21 protein-coding genes are annotated in these 21,479 nt (G+C 67.7%); 7 read left to right on the top strand and 14 right to left on the bottom strand.

What is annotated here, in order from left to right; translation table 11 throughout:
• Positions 1-40: 40 nt before the first annotated feature.
• From ASE31_RS14120 to ASE31_RS14110, 3 genes are all read right to left on the bottom strand, one after another.
• The gene (locus tag ASE31_RS14120; protein ID WP_157412465.1) at positions 41-1,048 is read right to left on the bottom strand and encodes a tripartite tricarboxylate transporter substrate binding protein; all 1,008 of its coding nucleotides are present in this window, start codon (positions 1,046-1,048) and stop codon (positions 41-43) included.
• Between the two features lie 47 nt (positions 1,049-1,095).
• The gene (gene xerD / locus ASE31_RS14115; RefSeq protein WP_057202230.1) at positions 1,096-1,995 is read right to left on the bottom strand and encodes a site-specific tyrosine recombinase XerD; all 900 of its coding nucleotides are present in this window, start codon (positions 1,993-1,995) and stop codon (positions 1,096-1,098) included.
• Between the two features lie 66 nt (positions 1,996-2,061).
• Complete coding sequence (locus tag ASE31_RS14110; RefSeq protein ID WP_057202228.1) at positions 2,062-3,024, bottom strand: tripartite tricarboxylate transporter substrate binding protein BugE; 963 nt, start codon at positions 3,022-3,024, stop codon at positions 2,062-2,064.
• Between the two features lie 127 nt (positions 3,025-3,151).
• Here ASE31_RS14110 and ASE31_RS14105 point away from each other — a divergent pair, with 127 nt between their 5' ends.
• Together ASE31_RS14105 and ASE31_RS14100 are read left to right on the top strand one after the other, a co-directional pair.
• Positions 3,152-4,057, top strand: coding sequence for an AEC family transporter (locus tag ASE31_RS14105; RefSeq protein WP_057202226.1), 906 nt, complete (start codon positions 3,152-3,154; stop codon positions 4,055-4,057).
• Complete coding sequence (locus tag ASE31_RS14100; protein ID WP_235514447.1) at positions 4,054-4,713, top strand: GDSL-type esterase/lipase family protein; 660 nt, start codon at positions 4,054-4,056, stop codon at positions 4,711-4,713. The genes ASE31_RS14105 and ASE31_RS14100 overlap by 4 nt, the downstream gene beginning before the upstream one ends.
• Positions 4,714-4,722: 9 nt before the next feature.
• Here the strand turns inward: ASE31_RS14100 and ASE31_RS14095 are convergent, their stop codons facing one another.
• The 8 genes from ASE31_RS14095 to ASE31_RS14060 all read right to left on the bottom strand — a co-directional run bounded on the left by ASE31_RS14095 (position 4,723) and on the right by ASE31_RS14060 (position 13,299).
• On the bottom strand, positions 4,723-5,460 hold the full coding sequence (locus tag ASE31_RS14095) for a class II aldolase/adducin family protein (protein WP_057202223.1): 738 nt from the start codon (positions 5,458-5,460) through the stop codon (positions 4,723-4,725).
• 26 nt (positions 5,461-5,486) lie between these two features.
• Positions 5,487-6,122: an FMN-binding negative transcriptional regulator gene (locus ASE31_RS14090; protein WP_057202221.1), complete on the bottom strand. Its 636-nt coding sequence runs from the start codon at positions 6,120-6,122 to the stop codon at positions 5,487-5,489.
• A gap of 11 nt (positions 6,123-6,133) precedes the next feature.
• On the bottom strand, positions 6,134-7,120 hold the full coding sequence (locus tag ASE31_RS14085) for an alpha/beta hydrolase (RefSeq protein ID WP_057202220.1): 987 nt from the start codon (positions 7,118-7,120) through the stop codon (positions 6,134-6,136).
• 52 nt (positions 7,121-7,172) lie between these two features.
• Positions 7,173-8,099 carry a glyoxylate/hydroxypyruvate reductase A gene (locus ASE31_RS14080; protein WP_057202219.1) on the bottom strand — a complete coding sequence of 309 codons (927 nt, stop codon included), beginning with the start codon at positions 8,097-8,099 and terminating at the stop codon, positions 7,173-7,175.
• A gap of 73 nt (positions 8,100-8,172) precedes the next feature.
• Positions 8,173-9,825 carry an ABC transporter ATP-binding protein gene (locus ASE31_RS14075; protein WP_057202218.1) on the bottom strand — a complete coding sequence of 551 codons (1,653 nt, stop codon included), beginning with the start codon at positions 9,823-9,825 and terminating at the stop codon, positions 8,173-8,175.
• Complete coding sequence (locus tag ASE31_RS14070) at positions 9,822-10,652, bottom strand: ABC transporter permease (RefSeq protein WP_057202217.1); 831 nt, start codon at positions 10,650-10,652, stop codon at positions 9,822-9,824. The genes ASE31_RS14075 and ASE31_RS14070 overlap by 4 nt, the downstream gene beginning before the upstream one ends.
• Before the next feature lie 18 nt (positions 10,653-10,670).
• On the bottom strand, positions 10,671-11,660 hold the full coding sequence (locus ASE31_RS14065; RefSeq protein ID WP_057202216.1) for an ABC transporter permease: 990 nt from the start codon (positions 11,658-11,660) through the stop codon (positions 10,671-10,673).
• A 49-nt stretch (positions 11,661-11,709) separates the two neighbouring features.
• Positions 11,710-13,299: an ABC transporter substrate-binding protein gene (locus tag ASE31_RS14060; protein WP_057202215.1), complete on the bottom strand. Its 1,590-nt coding sequence runs from the start codon at positions 13,297-13,299 to the stop codon at positions 11,710-11,712.
• Positions 13,300-13,515: 216 nt separating this feature from the next.
• Between ASE31_RS14060 and ASE31_RS14055 the strand changes: the two genes are divergently transcribed.
• The gene (locus tag ASE31_RS14055) at positions 13,516-14,331 is read left to right on the top strand and encodes a helix-turn-helix domain-containing protein (protein ID WP_057202214.1); all 816 of its coding nucleotides are present in this window, start codon (positions 13,516-13,518) and stop codon (positions 14,329-14,331) included.
• A 103-nt stretch (positions 14,332-14,434) separates the two neighbouring features.
• Here the strand turns inward: ASE31_RS14055 and ASE31_RS14050 are convergent, their stop codons facing one another.
• Positions 14,435-15,748: an ArgE/DapE family deacylase gene (locus ASE31_RS14050; protein ID WP_057202213.1), complete on the bottom strand. Its 1,314-nt coding sequence runs from the start codon at positions 15,746-15,748 to the stop codon at positions 14,435-14,437.
• Between the two features lie 83 nt (positions 15,749-15,831).
• The gene (gene queG, locus ASE31_RS14045) at positions 15,832-16,878 is read right to left on the bottom strand and encodes a tRNA epoxyqueuosine(34) reductase QueG (protein WP_200961109.1); all 1,047 of its coding nucleotides are present in this window, start codon (positions 16,876-16,878) and stop codon (positions 15,832-15,834) included.
• A gap of 12 nt (positions 16,879-16,890) precedes the next feature.
• Here queG and tsaE point away from each other — a divergent pair, with 12 nt between their 5' ends.
• From tsaE to ASE31_RS14030, 3 genes are all read left to right on the top strand, one after another.
• Positions 16,891-17,445 (top strand): tRNA (adenosine(37)-N6)-threonylcarbamoyltransferase complex ATPase subunit type 1 TsaE, encoded by a 555-nt coding sequence (gene tsaE / locus ASE31_RS14040; protein WP_057202212.1) that lies wholly within the window; start codon positions 16,891-16,893, stop codon positions 17,443-17,445.
• Between the two features lie 4 nt (positions 17,446-17,449).
• Positions 17,450-18,907 carry an N-acetylmuramoyl-L-alanine amidase gene (locus ASE31_RS14035; protein WP_057202570.1) on the top strand — a complete coding sequence of 486 codons (1,458 nt, stop codon included), beginning with the start codon at positions 17,450-17,452 and terminating at the stop codon, positions 18,905-18,907.
• A 98-nt stretch (positions 18,908-19,005) separates the two neighbouring features.
• Positions 19,006-19,338: a cupin domain-containing protein gene (locus tag ASE31_RS14030; protein ID WP_057202211.1), complete on the top strand. Its 333-nt coding sequence runs from the start codon at positions 19,006-19,008 to the stop codon at positions 19,336-19,338.
• 9 nt (positions 19,339-19,347) lie between these two features.
• Here the strand turns inward: ASE31_RS14030 and ASE31_RS33020 are convergent, their stop codons facing one another.
• Complete coding sequence (locus ASE31_RS33020; RefSeq protein WP_057202210.1) at positions 19,348-20,931, bottom strand: methyl-accepting chemotaxis protein; 1,584 nt, start codon at positions 20,929-20,931, stop codon at positions 19,348-19,350.
• A 283-nt stretch (positions 20,932-21,214) separates the two neighbouring features.
• Between ASE31_RS33020 and ASE31_RS14020 the strand changes: the two genes are divergently transcribed.
• Positions 21,215-21,460 carry a glycine zipper 2TM domain-containing protein gene (locus ASE31_RS14020; protein ID WP_057202209.1) on the top strand — a complete coding sequence of 82 codons (246 nt, stop codon included), beginning with the start codon at positions 21,215-21,217 and terminating at the stop codon, positions 21,458-21,460.
• Positions 21,461-21,479 lie beyond the last annotated feature (19 nt).

Raw genomic sequence — 21,479 nt, 5'->3', positions numbered from 1 at the left:
AGGGGAGCCAGAGTGGCTCCCCTTTTGCATTCTTCGGCGCTTACTGCCCTTTGATGCCCGCCGCGCGGATGATGCGCAGGTTGCTCTCGGACTCGAGGCTGATGCGCCGGGCGAAATCGCTCGCCGAGCCCCCCAGGGGCACGTTGTCGGAGGCATCGAGCTTGCTGCGCACCTCGGGCAGGGCCAACACCTTGTTGATCTCGGCATTCAGGCGCGCCACCACGGCCATTGGCATGCCCGCCGGTGCGAACACCCCGAACAGCGACGACAGATTGGCAGCGCCCTGGCCCAGCTCGGCCAGGGTGGGCACGTCGGGCAGGGTGTCGAGCCGGTCGGGCGCGCCCACGGCCAGGGCCTTGAGCTTGCCGCTCTTGATGTGCTGCAGCACCGCCGGCCCGGCGTTGGTGGACAGGATCTCGAACTGGCCGCTGAGCGCGTCGTTCATCTGCTGGCCGCCGCCCTTGTAGGGGATGTGCGTCATCTGCACGCCGCTGGTGTGCATGACCTGCTCCAGCATGATGTGGCCCAGCGACGCCTGGCCCGAGGTGGCCCAGCGGATGGCGCCCGGTTTGGCCTTGGCCTGCGCCAGCAGGTCGCGAAAATCGCGCGCGCTGCTGGCCGGCGTGCCCAGCAGCAGCACGGGCGAGTACATCACGGTGGCCACGGGCACGATGTCCTTGGCCGGATCGAAGGGCGATGCCCCCAGGTGCGGATTCAGCGCAAGCGGGCTGATCGCCGCAAAGCCCAGGGTGTGCCCATCCGTCGCCTTGGCCACGGCATCCAGGCCGATGCTGCCGCTGGCCCCGGCCTTGTTCTCGATCACCACCGGCTGGCCCAGCGGGCCCGCCAGCTTGTCGGCCAGCAGCCGCGCCACCACATCGCTCACGCCCCCGGCCGGGTAGGCCACCACGATGCGCACCGGCCGCATGGGCCAGGTCGGCGCCTGGGCATGCGCCAAGGCAGGCGCCAGCAGCAGCGCGGCACTGCCGGCCAACCCTCCCAGCGCAGCGCGCCGGCTGGAGTTCACGGTATGGTTGTCGGATTCCATGTTCAGTCCTTTTTTTGGATTCAATATCTCGGGGGATTGTGGCCCGATCACCCACGCGGGTGGTGCTGCGCGTGCAGGGCCTTGAGCCGCTCGCGCGCCACATGGGTGTAGATGGTGGTGGTGGAAATATCGGCATGCCCGAGCAGCAACTGCACCACGCGCAGGTCGGCACCGTGGTTGAGCAGGTGGGTGGCAAAGGCATGGCGCAGCGTGTGCGGCGACAGCGGCGTGGTGATGCCGGCCACGGCCGCCCATTTCTTCACGATGATCCAGAACATCACGCGCGTCATGCCGGCACCGCGATGGGTCACGAACAGGTCGTCCGTCTGCTGGCCCGCGAGGATGGCGCCGCGCGCCTCGGCCAGGTAGCGGTCGAGCCACTGGCGCGCCTCTTCGCCAAAAGGCACCAGGCGCTCCTTGCTGCCCTTGCCCATGACGCGCAGCACGCCTTCATTGAGCCCGAGCTGGAAGGTCTTGAGCGTGACCAGCTCGGTCACGCGCAGGCCGCTGGCGTACATCAGCTCCAGCATGGTGCGGTCGCGCAGGCCCAGGGGGTTGCCCAGATCGGGCGCGGTGAGCAGGGCCTCCACCTGCGCCTGCGACAGGGTCTTGGGCACGCGCAGAGGCTGGCGCGCCGCCTGCAAGCGGACGGTGGGGTCGGCGCTGATGCGCCGCTCGCGCAGCGCCCAGTGGAAGTAGCGCCTGAGCACTGTCAGGCGCCGGTTGGCCGAGGTGGCGCGGGTCTCTTCATGCCGTGCCGCGAAGTAGCCCTGCAGGTGCTGCTCGGCCGTGCCGTCCAGGGCCAGCCCGGGATGGTGCTCGGCCAGCCACTGCGCATACAGCGTGAGGTCGCGCCGGTAGGCGGCCAGGGTGTTGCGCGAGAGGCCGTCCTCCAGCCACAGGGCGTCCACAAAGGTATCGATCGCGTTCAGGCTGGCGGTGAGCATGCCAAAACCATAGCACGTAAAAAAGCCGCCCGTGGGCGGCTTGGGTACAGCGTGGGCGCGCCTGGTTTATTCCAGCGTCAGCTTCTGCTTGACCACCACGTCCTTGTAGACCGCGAATTCGGCCTTGATCTGCTCGGCAAACTGCTCGGGCGTGTTGCCGATCACGATGGAGCCGGTCTCCTCGATGCGCTTCTTCACGGCCGGATCTTCCAGCGCCTTGCGCACGGCGGCGTTGACCTTGTCGACCACTTCCTTGGGCAGGCCCTTGGGACCGACGATGCCGTAGTAGGCCATGCGGTTCACGGGCTCCAGCCCCAGTTCCTTGAACGTGGGCACGTTTGGCAGGGCGGCGACACGCTGGGGCGCCGCGACGACGATGGGCACCAGGCGGTTGTCCTTGATGAAGGGCAAGGCCGAGGGCAGGTTGTCGAAGATCATCGGGACCTGGCCGGCCACCGTGTCGTTCAGCGCCGGGCCCGCACCCCGGTAGGGGATGTGCGTCACGAAGGTGTTCGACAGGCTCTTGTACAGCTCCATCTGCAGGTGGCCGATGCCGCCCGTGCCCGACGACGAGTACGAGTACTTGCCCGGCGACTTCTTGAGCTCGGCCACGAAGGCCTTGTAGTCCTTGGCCGGAAAGCTCGGGTTCACCGCAATGATGTTGGGCGTGGCCGCGATATTGGTGATGGGCGTGAAGTCCGTGATCGGGTTGTACGGCGTCTTGGGGTTGATGGCCGGGTTGGCCGCCGTGGTGGACACAGTGGCGATGCCCAGGGTGTAGCCATCAGGCGCCGAGCGGGCGGTTTCGCTGGCACCCACGATGCCGCCGCCACCGGCCTTGTTCTCCACGATCACGCTCTGGCCCAGGGCACGGCCCAGCGGGTCGGCGATCACGCGCGCAATGATGTCGGTGGTGCCACCGGGGGCAAAGGGCACCTGCAGCTTGATGACCTTGTTGGGGTATCCCTGGGCGGCGGCAGATCCTGCGGCAGCCACCAGCGTCAGCGCGAGCCATTGACGACGATGCATTGATTTCTCCTTCATGAGGGGGTAACAGACAGCGATGATGGTATGCGCAATGGCAACCACCGCGCCTTATGGATTTCACATAGGTGCTTACCCGTGGACGGTGCTGCGTCTCGGGTATTCTCGGAGTGTGAATTACGCCCAGCTTCTGCTCCCCGATTTCTCCCTCATCCTGTGCGGTTATCTGGTGTGCCGCTTCACCGCACTGAACCGCGCCGTGTGGCAGCCGGTCGAGAGCCTGGTGTACTACCTGCTGTTCCCGGTGCTGCTGTTCCAGTCCATCGTCAAGAGCCCGGTGGACATCGGCGCCGCATCCGGACTGATCGCCGCCGGCATGCTCACCGGCATCGCCGGCATTGCGCTAGCCTACAGCATGCCGCACTGGCCCTGGCTGGGCAAACAGCTGGATTTGCGCGACCACGCGGCCAGTGCGCAGATCGCGTTCCGCTTCAACTCCTTCATCGGCCTGGCGATTGCCGAGCGGCTGGCGGGCGCGCAGGGCCTGCTCATGATCGCCGTGCTGATCGGCGTGTGCGTGCCGCTGTTCAACGTGGCCGCCGTGTGGCCCATGGCACGGCAGGGCGAGCATGGCTTCGTGCGCGAGCTAGCGCGCAACCCGCTGATCGTGGCCACGCTCTCGGGCCTGGTGGCCAACCTGCTCGGGTTCCAGATCCCCGCCTGGATCGAGCCCACCGTCACGCGCATCAGCGCCGCCTCGCTGGCCCTGGGCCTGATGGCGGCGGGTGCGGGCATGCAGTTCGGGCTGCTCACGCGCGGCAAGGCGCTGAGCATCTCGGTGCTGGCCATCCGCCACCTGGTGCTGCCCGTGATCGCCTTCGGCCTGGCGCACCTGTTCGCGCTCAACCCGGTACAGACCACCGTGCTGCTGGCCTTCTCGGCCCTGCCCACGGCCAGCACCTGCTACGTGCTGGCCGCGCGCATGGGCTACAACGGCCCTTACGTGGCCGGGCTGGTGACGCTGTCCACCCTGCTCGGGGTGGTGAGCCTGCCATTTGCGCTGGGTGTCCTGCGGTGAATGCCCTCCACGCCCTGGTACGCAGACGCGTGCTGGCGGCCGGCCTGCTGGCGGCCGGCATCGCACCGCTGGCCGCTTGTGGACGCAAACCAAGCCGTGGGCAGGCCGTCCCGTCCGGGGCCACCGTGCTCGCGCTGGGTGACTCGCTAACCTCTGGCGTGGGCGCTTCTGCCGACACGGCCTACCCCGCCGTGCTGCAGCGCCTGACGGGGTGGAAGGTCATCAACGGTGGCATCTCGGGCGACACCTCGGCCCAGGCCCTGCAAAGGCTGCCGGAGCTTCTGCAAAAGCACCAGCCCGCGCTGGTGATCGTCAGCATCGGGGGCAACGACTTCCTGCGCCGCCAGAGCGCCAGCGCCACGCGCGCCAACGTGTACAAGATCTGCGAGCAGGCCCGCGCCGCCGGTGCGCAGGTATTGCTGGTGGCGATACCCGAGCTGACGATCCTGGCCACCCTGGGCCAGTTGAGTGACCATGCGATGTACGAAGACATCGCCAAGGAGCTGGGGATTCCCCTGCACCGCAAGGGCTGGTCGGGCGTGCTGGCCGACGCCAGGCTGCGTTCGGACAACATACACGCCAACGCCGCCGGGTACGAACTGTTCACCCAGGGGCTTGTGGACACCCTGAAGGACACCGGGCTGCTCGCCCGGTAGGGTGCGAGATCAGGCGATCAGGCGCAGCGCCGACTCCCAGGCCATCTGCGCGTGGGAAAGCCCCTCTTCCCGGTTGAACTGCGCCGCCGTGCGCTCGCACACCGCCACCGGCGGGTAGGTGATGGTGCGGCCGCCCGCGAGGGCCTTGGTCTGCGCCTGGCAGGCACGCTCCAGGAAGTAGATGTTCAGGAAGGCCTCGGCAATGGTGCGGCCCGCGGCCAGCAGGCCGTGGTTGCGCAGGATCATCACACGGTGCGCGCCCAGGCTGGCCACCAGGCGCTCGCGCTCCTCCAGGTCCAGGGCGATGCCCTCGTAGGCGTGGTAGCCGATATGGCCATAGAACTTGAGCGCATGCTGGGTGATGGGCAAGAGCCCCTCCTCCTGGCACGACACGGCAATGCCGTCGGCCGTGTGCGTGTGGATCACACAGGCCAGGTCATGGCGTGCCATGTGCACGGCAGAGTGGATGGTGAAGCCCGCCGCGTTCACGCGCTCGGCCGCATCGCCGACCTCCACCGCCGCGCCGCTGGGGTCGATCTTCACCAGGTCCTCGGGCCGCATCTCGTGGAACAGCACGCCGTAGCGGTTGATGAGGAAGTGGTCCGGCGTGCCCGGAATGCGCGCGCTGATGTGCGTGTCGATCAGGTCGGTCATGCGAAAGTGCGCAATGAGCCGGTACAGTGCCGCGAGGTCGCGCCGGGTCTGGGTTTCGGCATCCACGGATGCCGCAGTGTGGTGGGTGGTCATGGTGGTGTGCTGGTTTGCAGTTGTCGTCAGGCCAGTGCCAGGTCCGGCTGCTGGCGGATCATGGCCGCCACGGCAAGGCTCTGCGCGTCGCCCTGGGCCTCCAGCGCGGCGATCACGCCCAGTCGGTCGGCTACGGACTTGTCCTGGTTGAGCTTCATCTTGCCCTCGATGCGGGCGATGGGAATGCGCACGGCTGCAATGGCGCGCAGGCGCGATGCGGTATGGTCAGTGGGCACGCCTTCAAAGGTCCATTCGCCGCCCAGCGGCGTGTCGTAGGTGGCCACGGTGCGCGTGAGTACCGCGTGGATCGCTGCCACGTCTTCCACCACTTCGGGCGTGCCCCGCACGTGGATGGCGGTGTAGTTCCAGGTCGGGAAGGTCAGCCGATTGGCATACCAGCTCGGCGAGATGAAGGCGTGAGGGCCCTGGAAAATGACCAGTGCCGGAGCACCGGCCTTGAGGTCATGGTATTGCGCATTGCCACGCGCCAGGTGCGTGGTCAGCAGGCCGTGCGGCCCGCCCTCCTCGTCCACCAGGAAGGGCAGGTGCGTGGCGTTGAGCCCCTGCGCGCCTTGGGTCACCAGGGTGGCGAAACTCCACGCGCGCATGCGCTCGCGCAGCAGCGGCTCGTCCTTTTCCGCATAGGCGGGGGGCGTGTACATGGCGCGGCTCCTTACGCGTGCTGGTGGAACCAGCGCACCGTGTCATCGAAGGCCACGCCCGCCACGTCGGCCACCGAGACGGCTTCGAGAAAACTGTGCACCGTTCCCTTGTAGACCTTGGACTGCACGTCCACGCCCTCTGCCTTCATCTTGGCCACCATGTCGATGTTGCCGTCGTACAGCGGATCGCACTCGGTGATGACCAGGAAGGCGGGTGGGATGCCGCGCAGGTCGGCATCGAGCAGGTTCATGCGCGGGTCGGTGTAGTCCTCCTTGCGGCCCAGGTAGTTGCGGTAGAACCAGACCATCATGTGCAGCGACAGCCCGTAGTCGCCCGCGCCGTAGCGCACCACCGAGTCCTGGTACAGGTCGGTGCTGAAGCCCGTGTAGTTGAGCACCATGCCGCGGATGGGGCTTGGACCCAGGTCGCGGAAATGCAGCGCCGTGCACAGCGAGAGGTTGCCGCCGGCCGAGTCGCCGCCGATGAAGAACTGGTCCTTGTCGAAGCCGATCTCGCCGGCATGGGCGATGAGCCAGTCCACGGTGTCGATGCACTCCTCGATCGGCTGGGGGAACTTCGCATCGGGTGCACGCGTGTAGTTGATGCCGATGACCACGATGCCGGCCCGCTCGGCGTACTCGCGCATCAGGCGGTCGTGCGTGTCCACGCTGAACAGCACGAAGCCACCGCCGTGGATGTAGAAGAAGGCGCCGGGCATGCGCTGCTCCTTGGGGTAGTAGGTGCGAATCATCACCTCGCCGTGGCGCGTGGGCACCTGGCGCTCGGTGGTGCGTGCCATCACCGGCCCGCCCGCAGTCCAGGGTGCGCGCACCTTCTCGGCGATGTCTCGGCCTTCGGCTATGGACACCGTGTCGCGGCGCGGGAACTTCGACGCATCCGCCGCCATGCGCTGCACGAACAGCTGGACTTGCGGATCGAGGGGCGCAGGCTTTGCGCCCTGGGTGGGTGCAGCGAAGGCGGGGTCGGGCTGGTTCATGTTGGGGTGTGTTTGCAGTGGATGGATCGAAAGGCCCGTGCGGGCGGCGGTGCTAGTACCCGCGCGCGGTGTCTACCTGGTTGAAGAGCGCGCCACCGGAGCGCATCTGGGCGATGTTGCGGGCCACCTGGCCGGCGACCACATCGTAGGTGGCCATGGTGGCCATGTGGGGCGTGACGACCACGCCCGGCGTGGTCCACAGCGGGTGGTCCTGCGGCAGGGGCTCCTGCTCGAAGACGTCGACCACGGCGCCGCGCAGCTGGCCGCTGCCCAGCGCGGCGATCAGGTCGCCCTCGACCAAGTGCTCGCCCCGGCCGCAATGGATCAGCGCCGCACCTTTGGGCAGTGCATCGAAGGTGCGGCGGCCCAGGATGCCGCGCGTCTGCTCGGTCAGCGGCAGCAGGCACACCAGCACATCGGTCTGCGCCAGGAAGGCGTCGTACTGCTCTTCCCCGGCAAAGACCTGGATGCCGGGTACCTCGCGCGCCGAACGCGCCCAGCCGCTCACGGTGTAGCCCAGCGCGGGCAGGCGCGCGGCGATCAGGCCGCCCAGCTCGCCCAGGCCCATGAGGCCGATGCGGCAGGTGGCGGCCGGTGTCTGCAGCGGGCGCTTCCATTCGCGCACACGCTGGCTGGCCAGCGCGGCATCGAGCTTGCGGTGAAAGTACAGCACGCCCCACAGCACGAACTGCAGCATGCCCTCGGCCAGCATGGGATCGACCACGCGGCACACCGGCAGGCCGCGCAGGTCCTGCCCGGCCACGACATTGTCCACACCAGCTGCGATGCTGTGCACGAGCTTGAGGTGGGGCATCTGCGCATACAGGTCGGGCGGCGTCTGCCAGCAGACGGCCACCTCGGCCTGCAGCGCACGCGGGTCGGGCCAGGTGCACACGTCCAGGGTGGGGTCGGCCGCCTGCAGCAGGGGGCGAAGGAAGTCGAGGTTGGCGGTACGGCTCAGAAGGGCAACGGTGGTCATGACGAGGATGCGATGAGGTGCTGTGCCAGCGCGGGGTGGGCCGACATCGGGGTGGAAGGGACTTGCATGGTAGTCAAGCCGCCAGCCTGTGCTCGAAGAAATCCAGCCCCGGCATGGCCGCCAGCAGCGTGCGCGTATAGGCGTGCTGCGGGTTGCTGAAGAGCTGGCCCGGCGCGCCGCGCTCGACGATCTGGCCGCGCTGCATGACCACCACCGAGTTCGATATCTCGGCCGCCACGCGCAGGTCGTGGGTGATGAACATCATGGTCAGGTTGAGCTCGGCCTTGAGCTCGGCCAGCAAGGCCAGCACCTGCGCCTGGATGGAGACGTCGAGCGCCGACACCGCTTCGTCCGCGATCAACAGGCGTGGCTTGAGCGCCAGCGCCCGGGCAATGGAGATGCGCTGGCGCTGCCCGCCCGAGAACTCGTGCGGAAAGCGGTCGATGGCCGAGGCCCCCAGGCCCACCCGGTCGAGCAGCGCGGCAGCGGCCTTGAGCGCTTCGGCGCGTGGTGTGCCGTAGATCATGGGGCCGCGCGCAATCGCATCGCCCACCTTCTGGCGCGGGTTGAGCGAGGCGAACGGGTCCTGGAAGATGATCTGCACCTGGCGCCGGTACGCGCGCAGCGCCGCGGCATCCTGCCCCAACACGGGCTTGCCCGCAAAGGTGATGCCGCCGCTGTCGGGCTCGATCAGGCGCATCACCATGCGGCCCAGCGTGGACTTTCCCGAACCGGACTCGCCCACCACCGACACCGTCTCGCCCTCCTCGATGGCCAGGTCGATGCCGTCGGCCGCCACCACCGTGCGCGGTGGCGCGAACAGGCCCGCCTTGGAGACGAAGGTCTTCTTCAACTGCTCGATCTTGAGCAGCGGTTCGGCCTGCGCTGCGGGCCTGGCCGTGCTGCGCGCCTGGCGGCCTGGCACGGCGGCGATCAGCGCGCGGGTGTATTCGTGCTGCGGGTTGCGCAGGATGGCGTCGCGCGTGCCCTCCTCCACCACGCGGCCGTGGCGCATCACCACCACGCGGTCGGCAATGTCGGCCACCACGCCGAAGTCGTGGGTGATGAACAGCACACCCATCTTGCGCTCGGCCTGCACCTTCTGGATCAGGTCCAGGATCTGCCGCTGCGTGGTCACGTCCAGCGCCGTGGTCGGCTCGTCGGCCAGCAGCAGGCGCGGGTTGTTCAAGAGCGCCATGGCGATCATCACGCGCTGGCGCTGCCCGCCCGAGAGCTGAAAGGGGTAGCTGCGCACGATCTGCCGGGGTGATGGCAGGCCCACTGCGTCGATGATGGCGATGCAGCGCTCCTCGATGGCGGTGGCACCGAGGTGCTCGGCGTTGTGCAGTTGCAGCGCCTCGGCCACCTGCGCGCCGATGCGCTGCAACGGATTCAGGGCGCTCATGGGCTCCTGGAAGACCATGGAGATGCGCTCGCCGCGCAGCTTGCGCATCTGCGGCGGGGTCAGCCCGGTGAGGTCGGTGCCGTCGAGCAGGATGCGGCTGTTCTTGTCGATGCCCACGCGTGGCGGCAAGAGGCCCAGGATGGCGTGCGCCGTCATGGACTTGCCCGAGCCCGATTCGCCCACCAGACAGACGATCTCGTTCTCGGCGATGTCCAGAGACAGGCGGTCCACCGCATAGTTGCGGTCGCCCGAGCTGGGCAGCACGATGGACAGGCCCTGGATCGACAGCAGGGGCGCGGCGGGGTTGGTGGCGGTCGTCATTGGCGGGAGATCCTCGGGTTCAGCACGTCGTTCAGGCCTTCGCCCACGAGGTTGATGGCCAGCACGGTGAGCAGGATGGCGATGCCGGGGAAGAAGCTCATCCACCACGCCTGGCGCAGCATGGTGCGCGCTGCGCCGATCATGAAACCCCAGCTCATGAGGTTGGGATCGCCCAGGCCCATGAAGCTCAGCGCGCTCTCGATCAGGATGGCACTGGCGATGCTCAGAGAGCCCGCCACGATGATGGGCGACAGCGCATTGGGCAGGATGTAGCGCACGATGAGCGACAGCGGCGACTCGCCCTGGCAGCGCGCGGCCAGCACGAACTCGCGCTCCTTGAGCGCAAGGAACTCGCCGCGCGTCAGGCGCGCCACCTGCGGCCAGCTGACCAGCGCGATGGCCACCACCACGGTGCGGATCGAGGGCTCCAGGATGGCCACCAGCAAGATGCACAGCATGAATGCCGGAATGGTCTGGAACAGCTCGGTGAAGCGCATCAGCCACTCGCCCACGCGCCCGCCCACATAGCCCGAGAGCGAGCCCACCACCACGCCGATGATGAGCGCGACCAGGGTGGACGTGACGCCGATCATCAACGACACCCGCGTGCCGTGCGCAATGCCGGCGGCGATGTCGCGGCCCAGGCTGTCGCTGCCCAGCAGCATGCCCTCGGTCTGCGGCGGCGTGAACGGCGCGGCCACCGTGTCCCAGGGGTCGCCCGGAAAGAAGAAGGGGGCGCTGGCCGCGAGCACGATCACCGCCAGCAGGATCACCAGGCCGAGCATGCCGCTCGGGTGGCGCAGGAAGGATTTGAGGGTCTGTTTCATCGGGGTTCTCCGCGCCGCTCAGGCAGCCTGGATGCGGGGGTCGATCACGCGGTACAGCAGGTCGGTCACCCAGTTGAAGAAGATCACCAGCACCGACAGCACCAGGAACACGCCCAGCATCACCTGGTAGTCGCGCTGCAGCACGGCGTCGTAGGTCAGGCGGCCCAGGCCCGGCCAGGCGAACACGGTCTCGATCACCACCGAGCCGCCGATCAGGGTGCCGGCCTGCACGCCGGCCATGGTCACCACCGGCAGCAGCGCGTTGCGCAGCATGTGGCGCCACAGGATGCGGCCTTCGGAGGCGCCCTTGGCGCGCGCTGTCTTCACGTAGTCCTGGTGGCTCACCTCGATGATCGACGAGCGCATGAGCCGCGCATAGATCGCCAGGTAGAGCATGCCCAGGGTGAAGGCCGGCAGCGCCAGGTGCCTGAGCTTGTCCACCACGGCGGCCCAGCCGCTGATGCTGGTGCCGATGGTCTGGTAGCCGAAAGCCGGCAGCCAGCCCAGTTGCACGGAAAACAGCAGCACCAGCATCAGGCCCAGCCAGAACACCGGCGTGGCGTAGATCACCAGAGCGAGCAGGCTGATCAGCGTGTCCGACAGCTTGCCGGCGCGCACGCCGGCCAGCGCACCGAGCACCACCCCGCCCACCAGCGAGATGGCAAAGGCCGAGAGCGTGAGCAGCAGCGTGGCCGGCAGGCGCTCGGCAATGGCGCTGGCCACGGTGCGCTGCTGGCGGTGCGAGTAACCCAGGTCCAGGGTGACGATCTTGCCCAGGTAGGTGACCAGCTGCGTCGCCATGGGTTTGTCCAGGCCGTAGTCGGCGCGTACGCGTTCGAGGAAGGCCGCGTCGGTGGCGCCGGACTGCCCGGCCATCACCAGGGCCGGGTCACCGGGCGCGGCGCGCACCAGCATGAAATTGAAGATAGCGATCAGCAGGATCACCGCCACCATCTTTGCGAGCCGCACGCCGAGCGCGCCGAGGCCCTTGAGCCATTGAAGATTCATAAGTCATGCCCGGGCGCGGGGCGCGGCACGCTGCCGCACCCGTGTCCCATCAGCCCTTGAAGTAGACCGTGTCGAAGCTCTCGTGGATGCCGATAGCGCTCGTCACCAGGTTCTGCAGCCGCTTGTCGTGGATGGTGGGGAAGTCCATCTCCACCAGCCAGGCGATGGGCACCTCGTCGACGATGATCTTCTGCATCTCGCTGTACAGCGCGCCACGCTTGGCCTCGTCCACCTCCACCGCAGCCTGGTCGGCCAGCTTGTCGACCTGGGCGTTGGAGTAGCCCACGGTGTTGGTGAACAGGATCTTGCGGATGTTGGAGGTCACGTAGTTGCGCGTGACGCCCAGGGCCGGGTCCCCGAACTGGTACAGCCACGAGAGGTTGAGCTCGTAGTCCCAGTTGCTGATGCGCTGCGTGTAGCTGCCGGGATCGGTGGATTCCAGCGTGACGGCGATGCCCACCTTGGCCAGCGACTGGCGGATGTACTCGCAGGTGCGCTGCACCATCTCGCCGTAGGGCGAGACCGGCAGGCGAACGGTGGTGCGCACGCCCTTGGCGTCGGGCTTGAGGCCCATTTCGTCGAGCAGGGCCTTGGCCTTGTCGATGGAGAAATCGTACTTTTTGACGTTGGGTTCGTAGTACTTGGTCTTGGAGTTCACCGGGCCGGTGGCGACCTTGCCGAAGCCGTAGAGGATCTTGTCCTTGATGAAATTGCGGTCGATGGCGTGCATCACCGCCTGGCGAAAGCGCTTGTCGTTCAGCGGTGCCGTGCGGTTGTTGATCTCCAGCCACATGATGGGCGCGAAGTACTCGTAGCCCTTGGTGGTGACGGCCAGGTTGTCCTTCTTGGCCAGGCGGTTGGCGTCGAATAGCTCCAGGTCGGTCCACTGCGTGAGCTGCACGGTGCCGTTTTCGAGCGCCAGGGCGCGCGATGCACCATCGGGCACCACGCGGTAGATGATGGCGTCCAGGTAGGGCAGACCGGGCTTGAAGTAGTTCTCGTTGCGCACCAGGTGGATGTGCGAGCCGCGCACCCACTCCTTGAGCTTGAAGGGGCCCGAGCCGATGGGGTTGAGGTTGGCCGGGTTCTTGACGACATCGGTGCCCGCATAGATGTGCTTGGGCATCACCGGCAGGTTGGAGATGTCGAAGGCGCCGATGAAGGGGCCGAAGGGCTCCGTCAGCTTGAAGACCACGGTCTGCGCATCGGGCGCGGTGATGGACTCGCAGCGGCCGAAGATGGCCTTGGCGCGCGGGTGCGTGATGGGCAGGAACTCCTTGACGGTGTAGAGCACGTCCTCGGACGTGAGGGGCTTGCCGTCGTGCCACTTGGCATTGGGTTCGAGCTTGAAGGTGTAGGTCTTGCCGTCGCTCGAGATGGTCCAGCTCCTGGCCAGGCTGGGCATGGGCTTGAGGTTGACGTCGTAGGTCAGCAGGCTCAGGAAGATCTTGCCCGAGACCATCTGCGTGGGCGTGAGCTGGCTCACCGCGAGGTTCAGGATCGGCGGCTCGGGCTGCACGATGGAGTTGAGCGTGCCGCCGCGCGTCTGGCCGTGCGCTGCGGTGATACCCAGCGGAAACTCTGCCAGGCCCAGGGCGCCGGTCGCAAGCAGGTACTTGTGGAACTCACGTTTGTTCATGCTGATCCTCAGGGGGTTGGACGTGGACTGCCGCACGGGTTGCGCGGTGTGTTGATCGCGAATTCAGTGTAGGCAGCCGGCCCCGCCAAGGCGGCGCGTTTCGAGCCGAGTTCTGTTTCGCTTGGGCCATCCTTGCGATGGCTTGACGGCGGGACTTGCGCGCGTCACAGTCCGCTGCATTGCTTTGGCGCGCTTCTTGCGTGCCGAGAGGGAGTGATGAACAACCGCTTGACCACCGCCCGCAGCGTCGTTTTCCAGGACTACCAGGACATCCCGAGGCCGGTCTCCATGATCATCGTGGAGCACGACCCCGAGCCGTCGATGATCGTTCCCCGGCATTCGCACCCGCGCGCGCAACTGGCCTATTCGGTCAAGGGCACGTTCACCCTGCACACCGAAGAAGGCGCCTGGCTCGTGCCGCCCAACCGCGCCGTGTGGGTGCCCGGCGGGGTGGAGCACGAGATGCATGCGCGCGGCCAGGCGGTATCCAACCGCTCGCTTTACATCCAGCCCGACGCCTCTCCCGACCTGCCCACCGAGTGCTGCGTGATCGAAGTGTCGCCGCTGATGCGCCACCTCATCATCGAGGCCATCGACATCCCCCTGCTTTACGACGAGGCGGGCCGCGACGGCCGCGTGATGCGCCTGATCCTCGACGAGATCTGCGGCGCCCCCAAGATCCCGCTGCACGTGCCCATGCCGCGCGATGCGCGCCTGCTGCGCATCTGCCGGGCGTTGCTGGCCGACCCCAGCCACGACGGCGACATCGAGTACTGGGCGCACCATGGCGCCCTGGGCCGGCGCACGCTCACGCGGCTGTTCCGCGACCAGACCGGCATCACCTTCACGCTGTGGCGTCAGCAGGTGCGCCTGATGGAGGCGCTGCGCCGCCTGTCATCGGGCACGCCCGTCACCACGGTGGCCTTCGACCTGGGCTACGAGAGCCCCAGTGCCTTCTCGGCCATGTTCCGCCGCGTGATGGGAAAGACGCCGCGCCACTACCTGGGGCGCAGCGACATGGACCTGGATTGACACCCTGAAGTGGTGCAGTCCGTTCAGTGGATGCACCATGAAAGTCAAAAATCCCCGCATGGCCAGCACCATTCGGGGATTTTTTCTGCCCAGCCAGCCAACTTCAGCCCAGGCGGTTGACCCCGCACCAGCGCGCCATGAAGACCGCGAGCACCGCGACCGTCTGCACCATGCTGTCGATGGAAACCCACTCGTCGATGCCGTGGATGTTGGCACCGCCCGAGGGGCCGTAGCAGATGGCCGGGGTGTCGCCGTAGAGGTTGAAGAACTTGGCGTCGGTGGTGCCGGTGAAAGCCGTGGGCACCAGTTCCGTGCCCACGATGTCCTTGTGGCATTGCGAGATGGCCACGACGATGGGCGCATCGGGCGGCACGTCGCAGCCGTCGGCCTGGAAGCCGCCATAGACCACCTGGTAGCTCAGCGCAGCGTGCGCCGGGTGGGCAGCATAGGCGGCGGCCAGCACGGCCTCGATCTCTGCCTTGGCCTTGCCGACCTTCATGTCGGGATAGAAGCCGATGCGCACGTCGGCCCGGCAGGCCGAGGGCACGGACGACGCCCATTCGCCGCCGCTGATCTTGCCCAGGTTGAAGTTCACCGGGTGCTGGTGGTGCGCATAGCTGCGGTAGCGCGCGCTGGGCGCGTTCCAGCGCGCTTCGAGCTTCTTGAGTTCACCGAACAGGTACATGGTGAAGTCGATGGCGCCCACGCCGGTCTGTGCCACAGAGGCGTGCACGGGCTTGCCCAGCACCTCGATGGCCAGCCACAGCACACCCATCTGGCAGGTCATGACGCCGTTGTCCGCCACCGGCTCGGTGATCACCGCGGCGTCCGCTCGGTAGCCCTCCACCAGGCAGGCCAGCGCACCGTTGCCGGTGCATTCCTCTTCGATCACCGACTGGAAGTACACCGGCGAGGCAGGTTCCAGGCCCATGGACCTGAGCGCCTTGTAGGCCATGGTGTAGGCCACGATGCCGGCCTTCATGTCCGACGCGCCGCGCCCGTAGAGGCGGTCCCCCTCGACCCGGCCGGAGAACGGTGAGCCGGTCCACAGCACTTCGGCGCCCGTGGGCACCACGTCGATGTGGCCGTTGAAGATCAGCGAGTTGCCCTTGAACGGGCCGCTGGGGCGGTGGATGCCCACCACGTTGGTGCGCCCCTCGTACGAGACCAGGGAGGGCGAGTAGCCGGGGTGGGCCTTGAGTTTCTCCTCGTCGATCTGGAACTCGTCCACCTGCAGACCCAGGCCGGCGAAAGCCCTGGCCATGAAGCTCTGCGCACTCTGCTCCTGGCCCAGCAGCGAGGGGTGGGTGACCAGTTCGCTGAGCATGGCGACGGCTTCGCCGCGCAGCGCGTGGGCGGCGGCAACGATGGCGGTTTCGCTCGCCACGAATTCAGGGGTGGTGGTGGTTTCTTGCATGGAAACCATTCTTTCACCGGGCCAGCGGGCGCGTTGTTCAGAACGGGCCGCGCACTGTCGCAATCGCGCCGATCTGAAAAGCGTCAATGCGCTTGCGCCAGCGCCCACGCCACATGCTCACGCACCAGCGCGCTCTCATGCCCGGCGCGCGACTGCAGCGCGCTGCGCAGGCCCTCGTCGTCGGGCTGCGCACGCAGGGCATTGCCCAGCGATACGGCCACGTTGCGCAGCCAGCGTTCATGGCCGATGCGGCGGATGGGCCCTCCCTCGGTCATGCGCAGAAAAGTGGCCTCGTCCCAGCCGAACAGATGCACCAGCTGCTGGCCCGACAGGCCGCTGCGCTCGTCGAAATCGGGCAGGCGGCTCACCTGCGCGAACTTGTTCCAGGGGCAGGCTAGCTGGCAATCGTCGCAGCCGTAGATGCGGTTGCCCATGGCCGCGCGGAACTCCACGGGGATGGGGCCGCCGTGCTCGATGGTCAGGTAGGAGATGCAGCGGCGCGCGTCGATGCGGTGCGGGGCGATGATGGCCTGCGTGGGGCAGATGGCTATGCAGGCGCTGCAGCTGCCGCAGTGCGCGGTGACGGGTGCGCTCTCGGGCAACTGCATGTCCACGTAGATTTCGCCCAGGAAGAACATCGAGCCCGCCTCGCGGTTGAGCACCAGCGTGTGCTTGCCGCGCCAGCCCTGGCCGCTGCGCGCAGCGAGCTCGGCCTCGAGCACGGGTGCCGAGTCGGTGAACACACGGTGGCCGAACGGGCCCACGGCCTCGGCGATGCGGTCGCTGAGCTTTTGCAGCCGCGCGCGCAGCACCTTGTGGTAGTCGCGGCCCCGGGCATAGACCGAGACAATGCCCTCACCCGGGCGCGCCAGGCGCGACAGCTCCATCGCCTGCCAGTCGTCCATGGACTTGCCGCGCGGCAGATAATCCATGCGTGCCGTGATCACGCTCACGGTGCCGGGCACCAGCTCCGCCGGGCGGGCGCGGCGGGTGCCGTGGGAGGCCATGTAATGCATCTCGCCATGGAACCCTTGGGCCAGCCACTGCACCAACCCTGCTTCGGCGGCAGACAAATCCACCCCCGCCACGCCGATTTGGGAAAATCCCAGCTCGCGGGCCCACTCCTGCATTTGAGGAACGAGTTGACTGTTGCACCACATACCGGCCCGATTGTAGAAAGCCCTGCGCCCACGGCCGCGCAGGAAAGCCCTCGCACGCAAAGCCCTCGCACCTGGCACTGGCACGGCGAGGACGACACTGCCACGTTTGCGCAGGCGCTGGCAGCACAGCCTTCCCTGCTGGCCCACTCCTTCGTCACCCTGCACGGCGACCTGGGCGCGGGCAAGACCACGCTGGTGCGCCACCTGCTGCGCACGCTCGGCGTGCAGGGCCGCATCAAGAGCCCCACCTATGCCGTGGTGGAGCCGCACGAGGCCCCGGGGCTGGCGCCGCACGCCACGACCGTGTGGCACTTCGACTTCTACCGCTTCGACGACCCGCGCGAGTGGGAAGACGCCGGATTCAGGGACATTTTTGCCAACCCGGGCCTCAAGGTGGCAGAATGGCCGGAAAAGGCTGCAGCGCTGACCCCGCCTGCGGACCTTGCTATACACATTGAAGCAATTGACGACACGGAAAGGCAAGTCACCGTGCATGCACACACCGCCGCCGGCCAACGGCTGCTGCAAGGACTCTGAACGCATGAAGGCACCCGCCCGCCCGGCGCCCCGCCAACCGTCTCGCCGCACCCTGCTGCAGACAGGCAGCCTGGTGCTTTTGCTGGGCACACAGCAGATCGCCCGCGGCGCCACCATATTGGCCGTGCGCGTGTGGCCCGCCCCCGAATACACACGCGTGACCATCGAGTCCGATGGCAAGCTGGTGGCCAAGCAGTTCTTCGTGACCACGCCGCCGCGCCTGGCGGTGGACATCGAGGGGATCGATCTGAGCCCCGAGCTGCGCGAGCTGGTGGCCAAGGTCAAGCCCGACGACCCGAACATCGCCGGCATCCGCGTGGGGCAGAATGCGCCCAACGTGGTGCGCTTGGTGGTGGACCTCAAGCAGCCTGCCATGCCCCAGGTGTTCACCCTGCCCCCGGTGGCTGCCTACCAGCACCGCCTGGTGTTCGACCTGTACCCGGCCGAGCCCGTGGACCCGCTGGAGGCCCTGATCGCCGAGCGCCTGCGCGACACCACGGGCGGCCGTGCAGCGCCGCCCCCCGTGGTCGCCGCAGCCCCCGCGCAACCTGCCGCCCGTCCCCCCGGAGCGGCCCCGGCCCCACTAGCGACCGAGAGCGATCCACTGGGTGAGCTGATCGCCCAGCGCGCCAACCGGCCCGGCCCGGCGCCCGCCGCCCCCGCGGACCCCGCCCCACCGCCCGCCGTGGCCGTGGCGCCGCCCGCGAAAGCCGGCAACCGCGCCACGTCCACGCAGACCGACCGCATCATCATCGTCGCACTGGACCCTGGCCACGGTGGCGAGGACCCCGGCGCCATCGGCCCCGGGGGCACGCGCGAGAAGGACGTGGTGCTGCGCGTGGCCCACCTGCTGCGCGACCGCATCAACGCCACCACCGTGGGCGGCAACCCCATGCGCGCCTTTCTCACGCGCGACGGCGACTTCTTCGTGCCCCTGGGCACGCGCGTGGAAAAGGCCCGCCGCGTGCAGGCCGACCTGTTCGTGAGCATCCACGCCGACGCCTTCACCACCCCCGCCGCGCGTGGAGCCAGCGTGTTCGCGCTGAGCCAAAGCGGCGCATCGAGCACGGCCGCGCGCTGGCTGGCCAACAAGGAGAACCAGGCCGACCTGGTGGGCGGCCTGAACGTGCAGAGCCAGGACCGGCACGTGCAGCGCATGCTGCTGGACATGAGCACCACGGCGCAGATCAACGACAGCCTCAAGCTCGGCAGCGTGCTGTTGGGCGAGATCGGCAACATGGCCAAGCTGCACAAGCCGCGTGTGGAGCAGGCCGGCTTTGCCGTGCTCAAGGCGCCCGACATCCCGAGCGTGCTGGTGGAAACCGCCTTCATCAGCAACCCCGAGGAAGAGGCCAAGCTGCGCAGCAGCGCCTACCAGGTGCAACTGGCCGATGCACTGATGCGCGGCATCACGCGCTACTTCGCCAAGAACCCGCCGCTGGCGCGCAGCCGGTCGGTGTAGGCCTTCACCGCCTTGGCAGCTGGCTGGCTTGCGGTATGCCAGCCAAGCAGGCACAGTGGTACCCGTAGTCCCCACGACAACGGTGAAGGAGAAAAACCATGGCACTGCCCCACGCACAATCCGGACAGGTGGCCAGCGTGCGCCCCCTGGGCGACCAGCTGGCCGGCGCCACCACCTCGGCCATCCTCAAGGCAGGGCAGCTGGAGGTGATGCGCGTCGTGCTCCCTGCGGGCAAGGCCATGCGCGAGCACCAGACCCAGGGCGAGGCCACCGTGCAGTGCCTGGAGGGCGCGGTGGAGTTCCACGCGGGCGACTCGGTGCAGTTGCTGCAGCCCGGTGACTTCGTGCACCTGGCGCCGCGCTCGCCGCATGCGCTCAAGGCGGTCAAGGATTCGTCGGTGCTGCTGACGATCTGCCTGCAGCCAGGCTGACCTGCGAGGTCAGGCCAGGCGGAACACGCTGACGATTTCGGCCAGGCGTGCGGCCTGGTGCTTGAGGCTGTCGGCCGCGGCGGCGCTCTGCTCCACCAGCGCCGCGTTTTGCTGGGTCACCTGGTCGAGCTGGGTCACGGCCTCGCCGACCTGGCCGATGCCGATGGTCTGCTCGCCCGTGGCGCTGGAGATCTCGGCGATCAGGTCGCTCACGCGCTGCACCTGGGCCACGATGTCCTCCATGCTGGCGCCGGCATCGGCCACTAGGCGGGTGCCGTTGTCCACGCGTTCGGCACTGGCGCCGATCAGGCCCTTGATCTCCTTGGCGGCCTCGGCGCTGCGGCCCGCCAGGCTGCGCACTTCGCTGGCCACCACGGCAAAGCCCCGGCCCTGCTCGCCGGCCCGGGCGGCCTCTACCGCCGCATTGAGCGCCAGGATGTTGGTCTGGAAGGCGATGCCGTCGATGACGCTGATGATGTCGGTGATCTTCTTCGATGCCACCGAAATGTCCTGCATGGTGGCCACCACCTGGCCCACCACCTCGCCGCCCTTGACCGCCGCCTGCGATGCGGTACCCGCCAGCGTGGCGGCCTTGCGCGCGGTGTCGGCATTGTTCTTCACGGTGCTGGTGATCTCCTCCATCGAGGCCGCCGTTTCTTCCAGGTTGCTGGCCTGCTCCTCGGTGCGCTGGCTCAGGTCGGCGTTCCCCATGGCGATCTCGCTGGAGCCGGTGGCAATGGAGTCGCTGCTCTGGCGCACGGCACCCACGATGCGCACCAGCGACGTCTGCATGTGCTGCATGGCCTGCATCATCTCGGCCACCTCGCCGCGGCCCTGCACGGCGATGTGCTGCGACAGGTCGCCCTCGCCGATGTTGCGCGCCACCGCGGCCACCCCGTTCAACGAAGCGCGGATGCGCCGCACCACCACCCAGGACAGCAGCATCAGCAGTGCCAGGCCCGTCACGCCGGCCACCAGCACCGTGGTGCGGTAGGAGCGGATCAGGCCGGAAGCCTCGGCGGCCTGGTCGGCCGAACGCTGGACCTGGTAGGCCACCATCTTGTCGGCCACCGCGTTGTACTGGTTGACCACCGGGACAAAGGTGGACAGGGCAAACGCCTTGGCCGCCGCCATATCCCCGCCTTTCTTGATCGCCAGGGATTTGTCACGCGCTTCCAGGTAGGGTTTGCGCACCGTGGCCAGTTCCTCCTGGATGCGCAGGCCCTCGGGGCTGGTCTCCAGTTCGGTGTAGCGCTTTTGCACCTGCGAGGTGTCGGCCGTGGTGGCTGCGATCAGGTCCTTGAAGAAGTTCTGCAGATCGTCGCCATCGGATTGCACGACCGAGAACACCCGCGTGGAATTGACTGCAATGTTGCTGCGCCAGCGCAGCGCCAGTTGCAGGCGCTCCACCTGCTCACTGGCCAGGTGGTCCACCGTGGCACCCAGGTGCTGCACACGCACCAGGCTGAGCGCCAGCACAACGATGAGCACGGCCGCCGCCAGGGCCACGACCAGGCTGATCTGCTGGGCCACCGTGAGTTGCCCTCCCCAGGTGCTGTTGCTGCGGGGTGATGGAAGTGCGGGGTTGCCCATGGTGTGTCTCCTTGCTTGTTATGGCCGCGTTGGCGGCAGCAGTCTTCTGCTGGAATGAGCGCAGCATAACCCTCCCCCGGCACCACCTGGCCATCGACAAGTGCCTCGCGTGCACAATTTTTGGGGACACGGCACCCGGACAGGGTCCTACAGCCGCTGCCCCCGGGTACCTACACCGCAAAAACGCCTGGCGCGTGACAGTAGAGGCACAGGTCGAACACCGAAAGCCCACGGGTTTTTGAACTTCAAGGCCTGACTCCACCCACCGCAAAGGAATCCCGCCATGACCAATACCCTTCGAACCCTTCTCGTCGCCGCTTCCGCCACCGCCGCCCTGGCCATGGGCGGTTGCGCCTCCAACCCCACCAACGCACAGGTCGGCACCGGTGTCGGTGCCGTGGTCGGCGGTGCAGCCGGCAACGCCATCTTCGGTGGCCCGGTGGGCACCATCGGCGGTGCCGCCGCCGGCGCCTTGGTGGGCCACGAAATCGGTGAAGACCGCGACCAACGCCACTACTATCGCCGTTGATCTGGAGGGCTGAACCACA

The sequence above is a fragment of the Acidovorax sp. Root217 genome, from assembly GCF_001428645.1.
Classification (GTDB): domain Bacteria; phylum Pseudomonadota; class Gammaproteobacteria; order Burkholderiales; family Burkholderiaceae_C; genus Acidovorax.
This window is presented reverse-complemented; position numbering and strand designations above follow the sequence as displayed.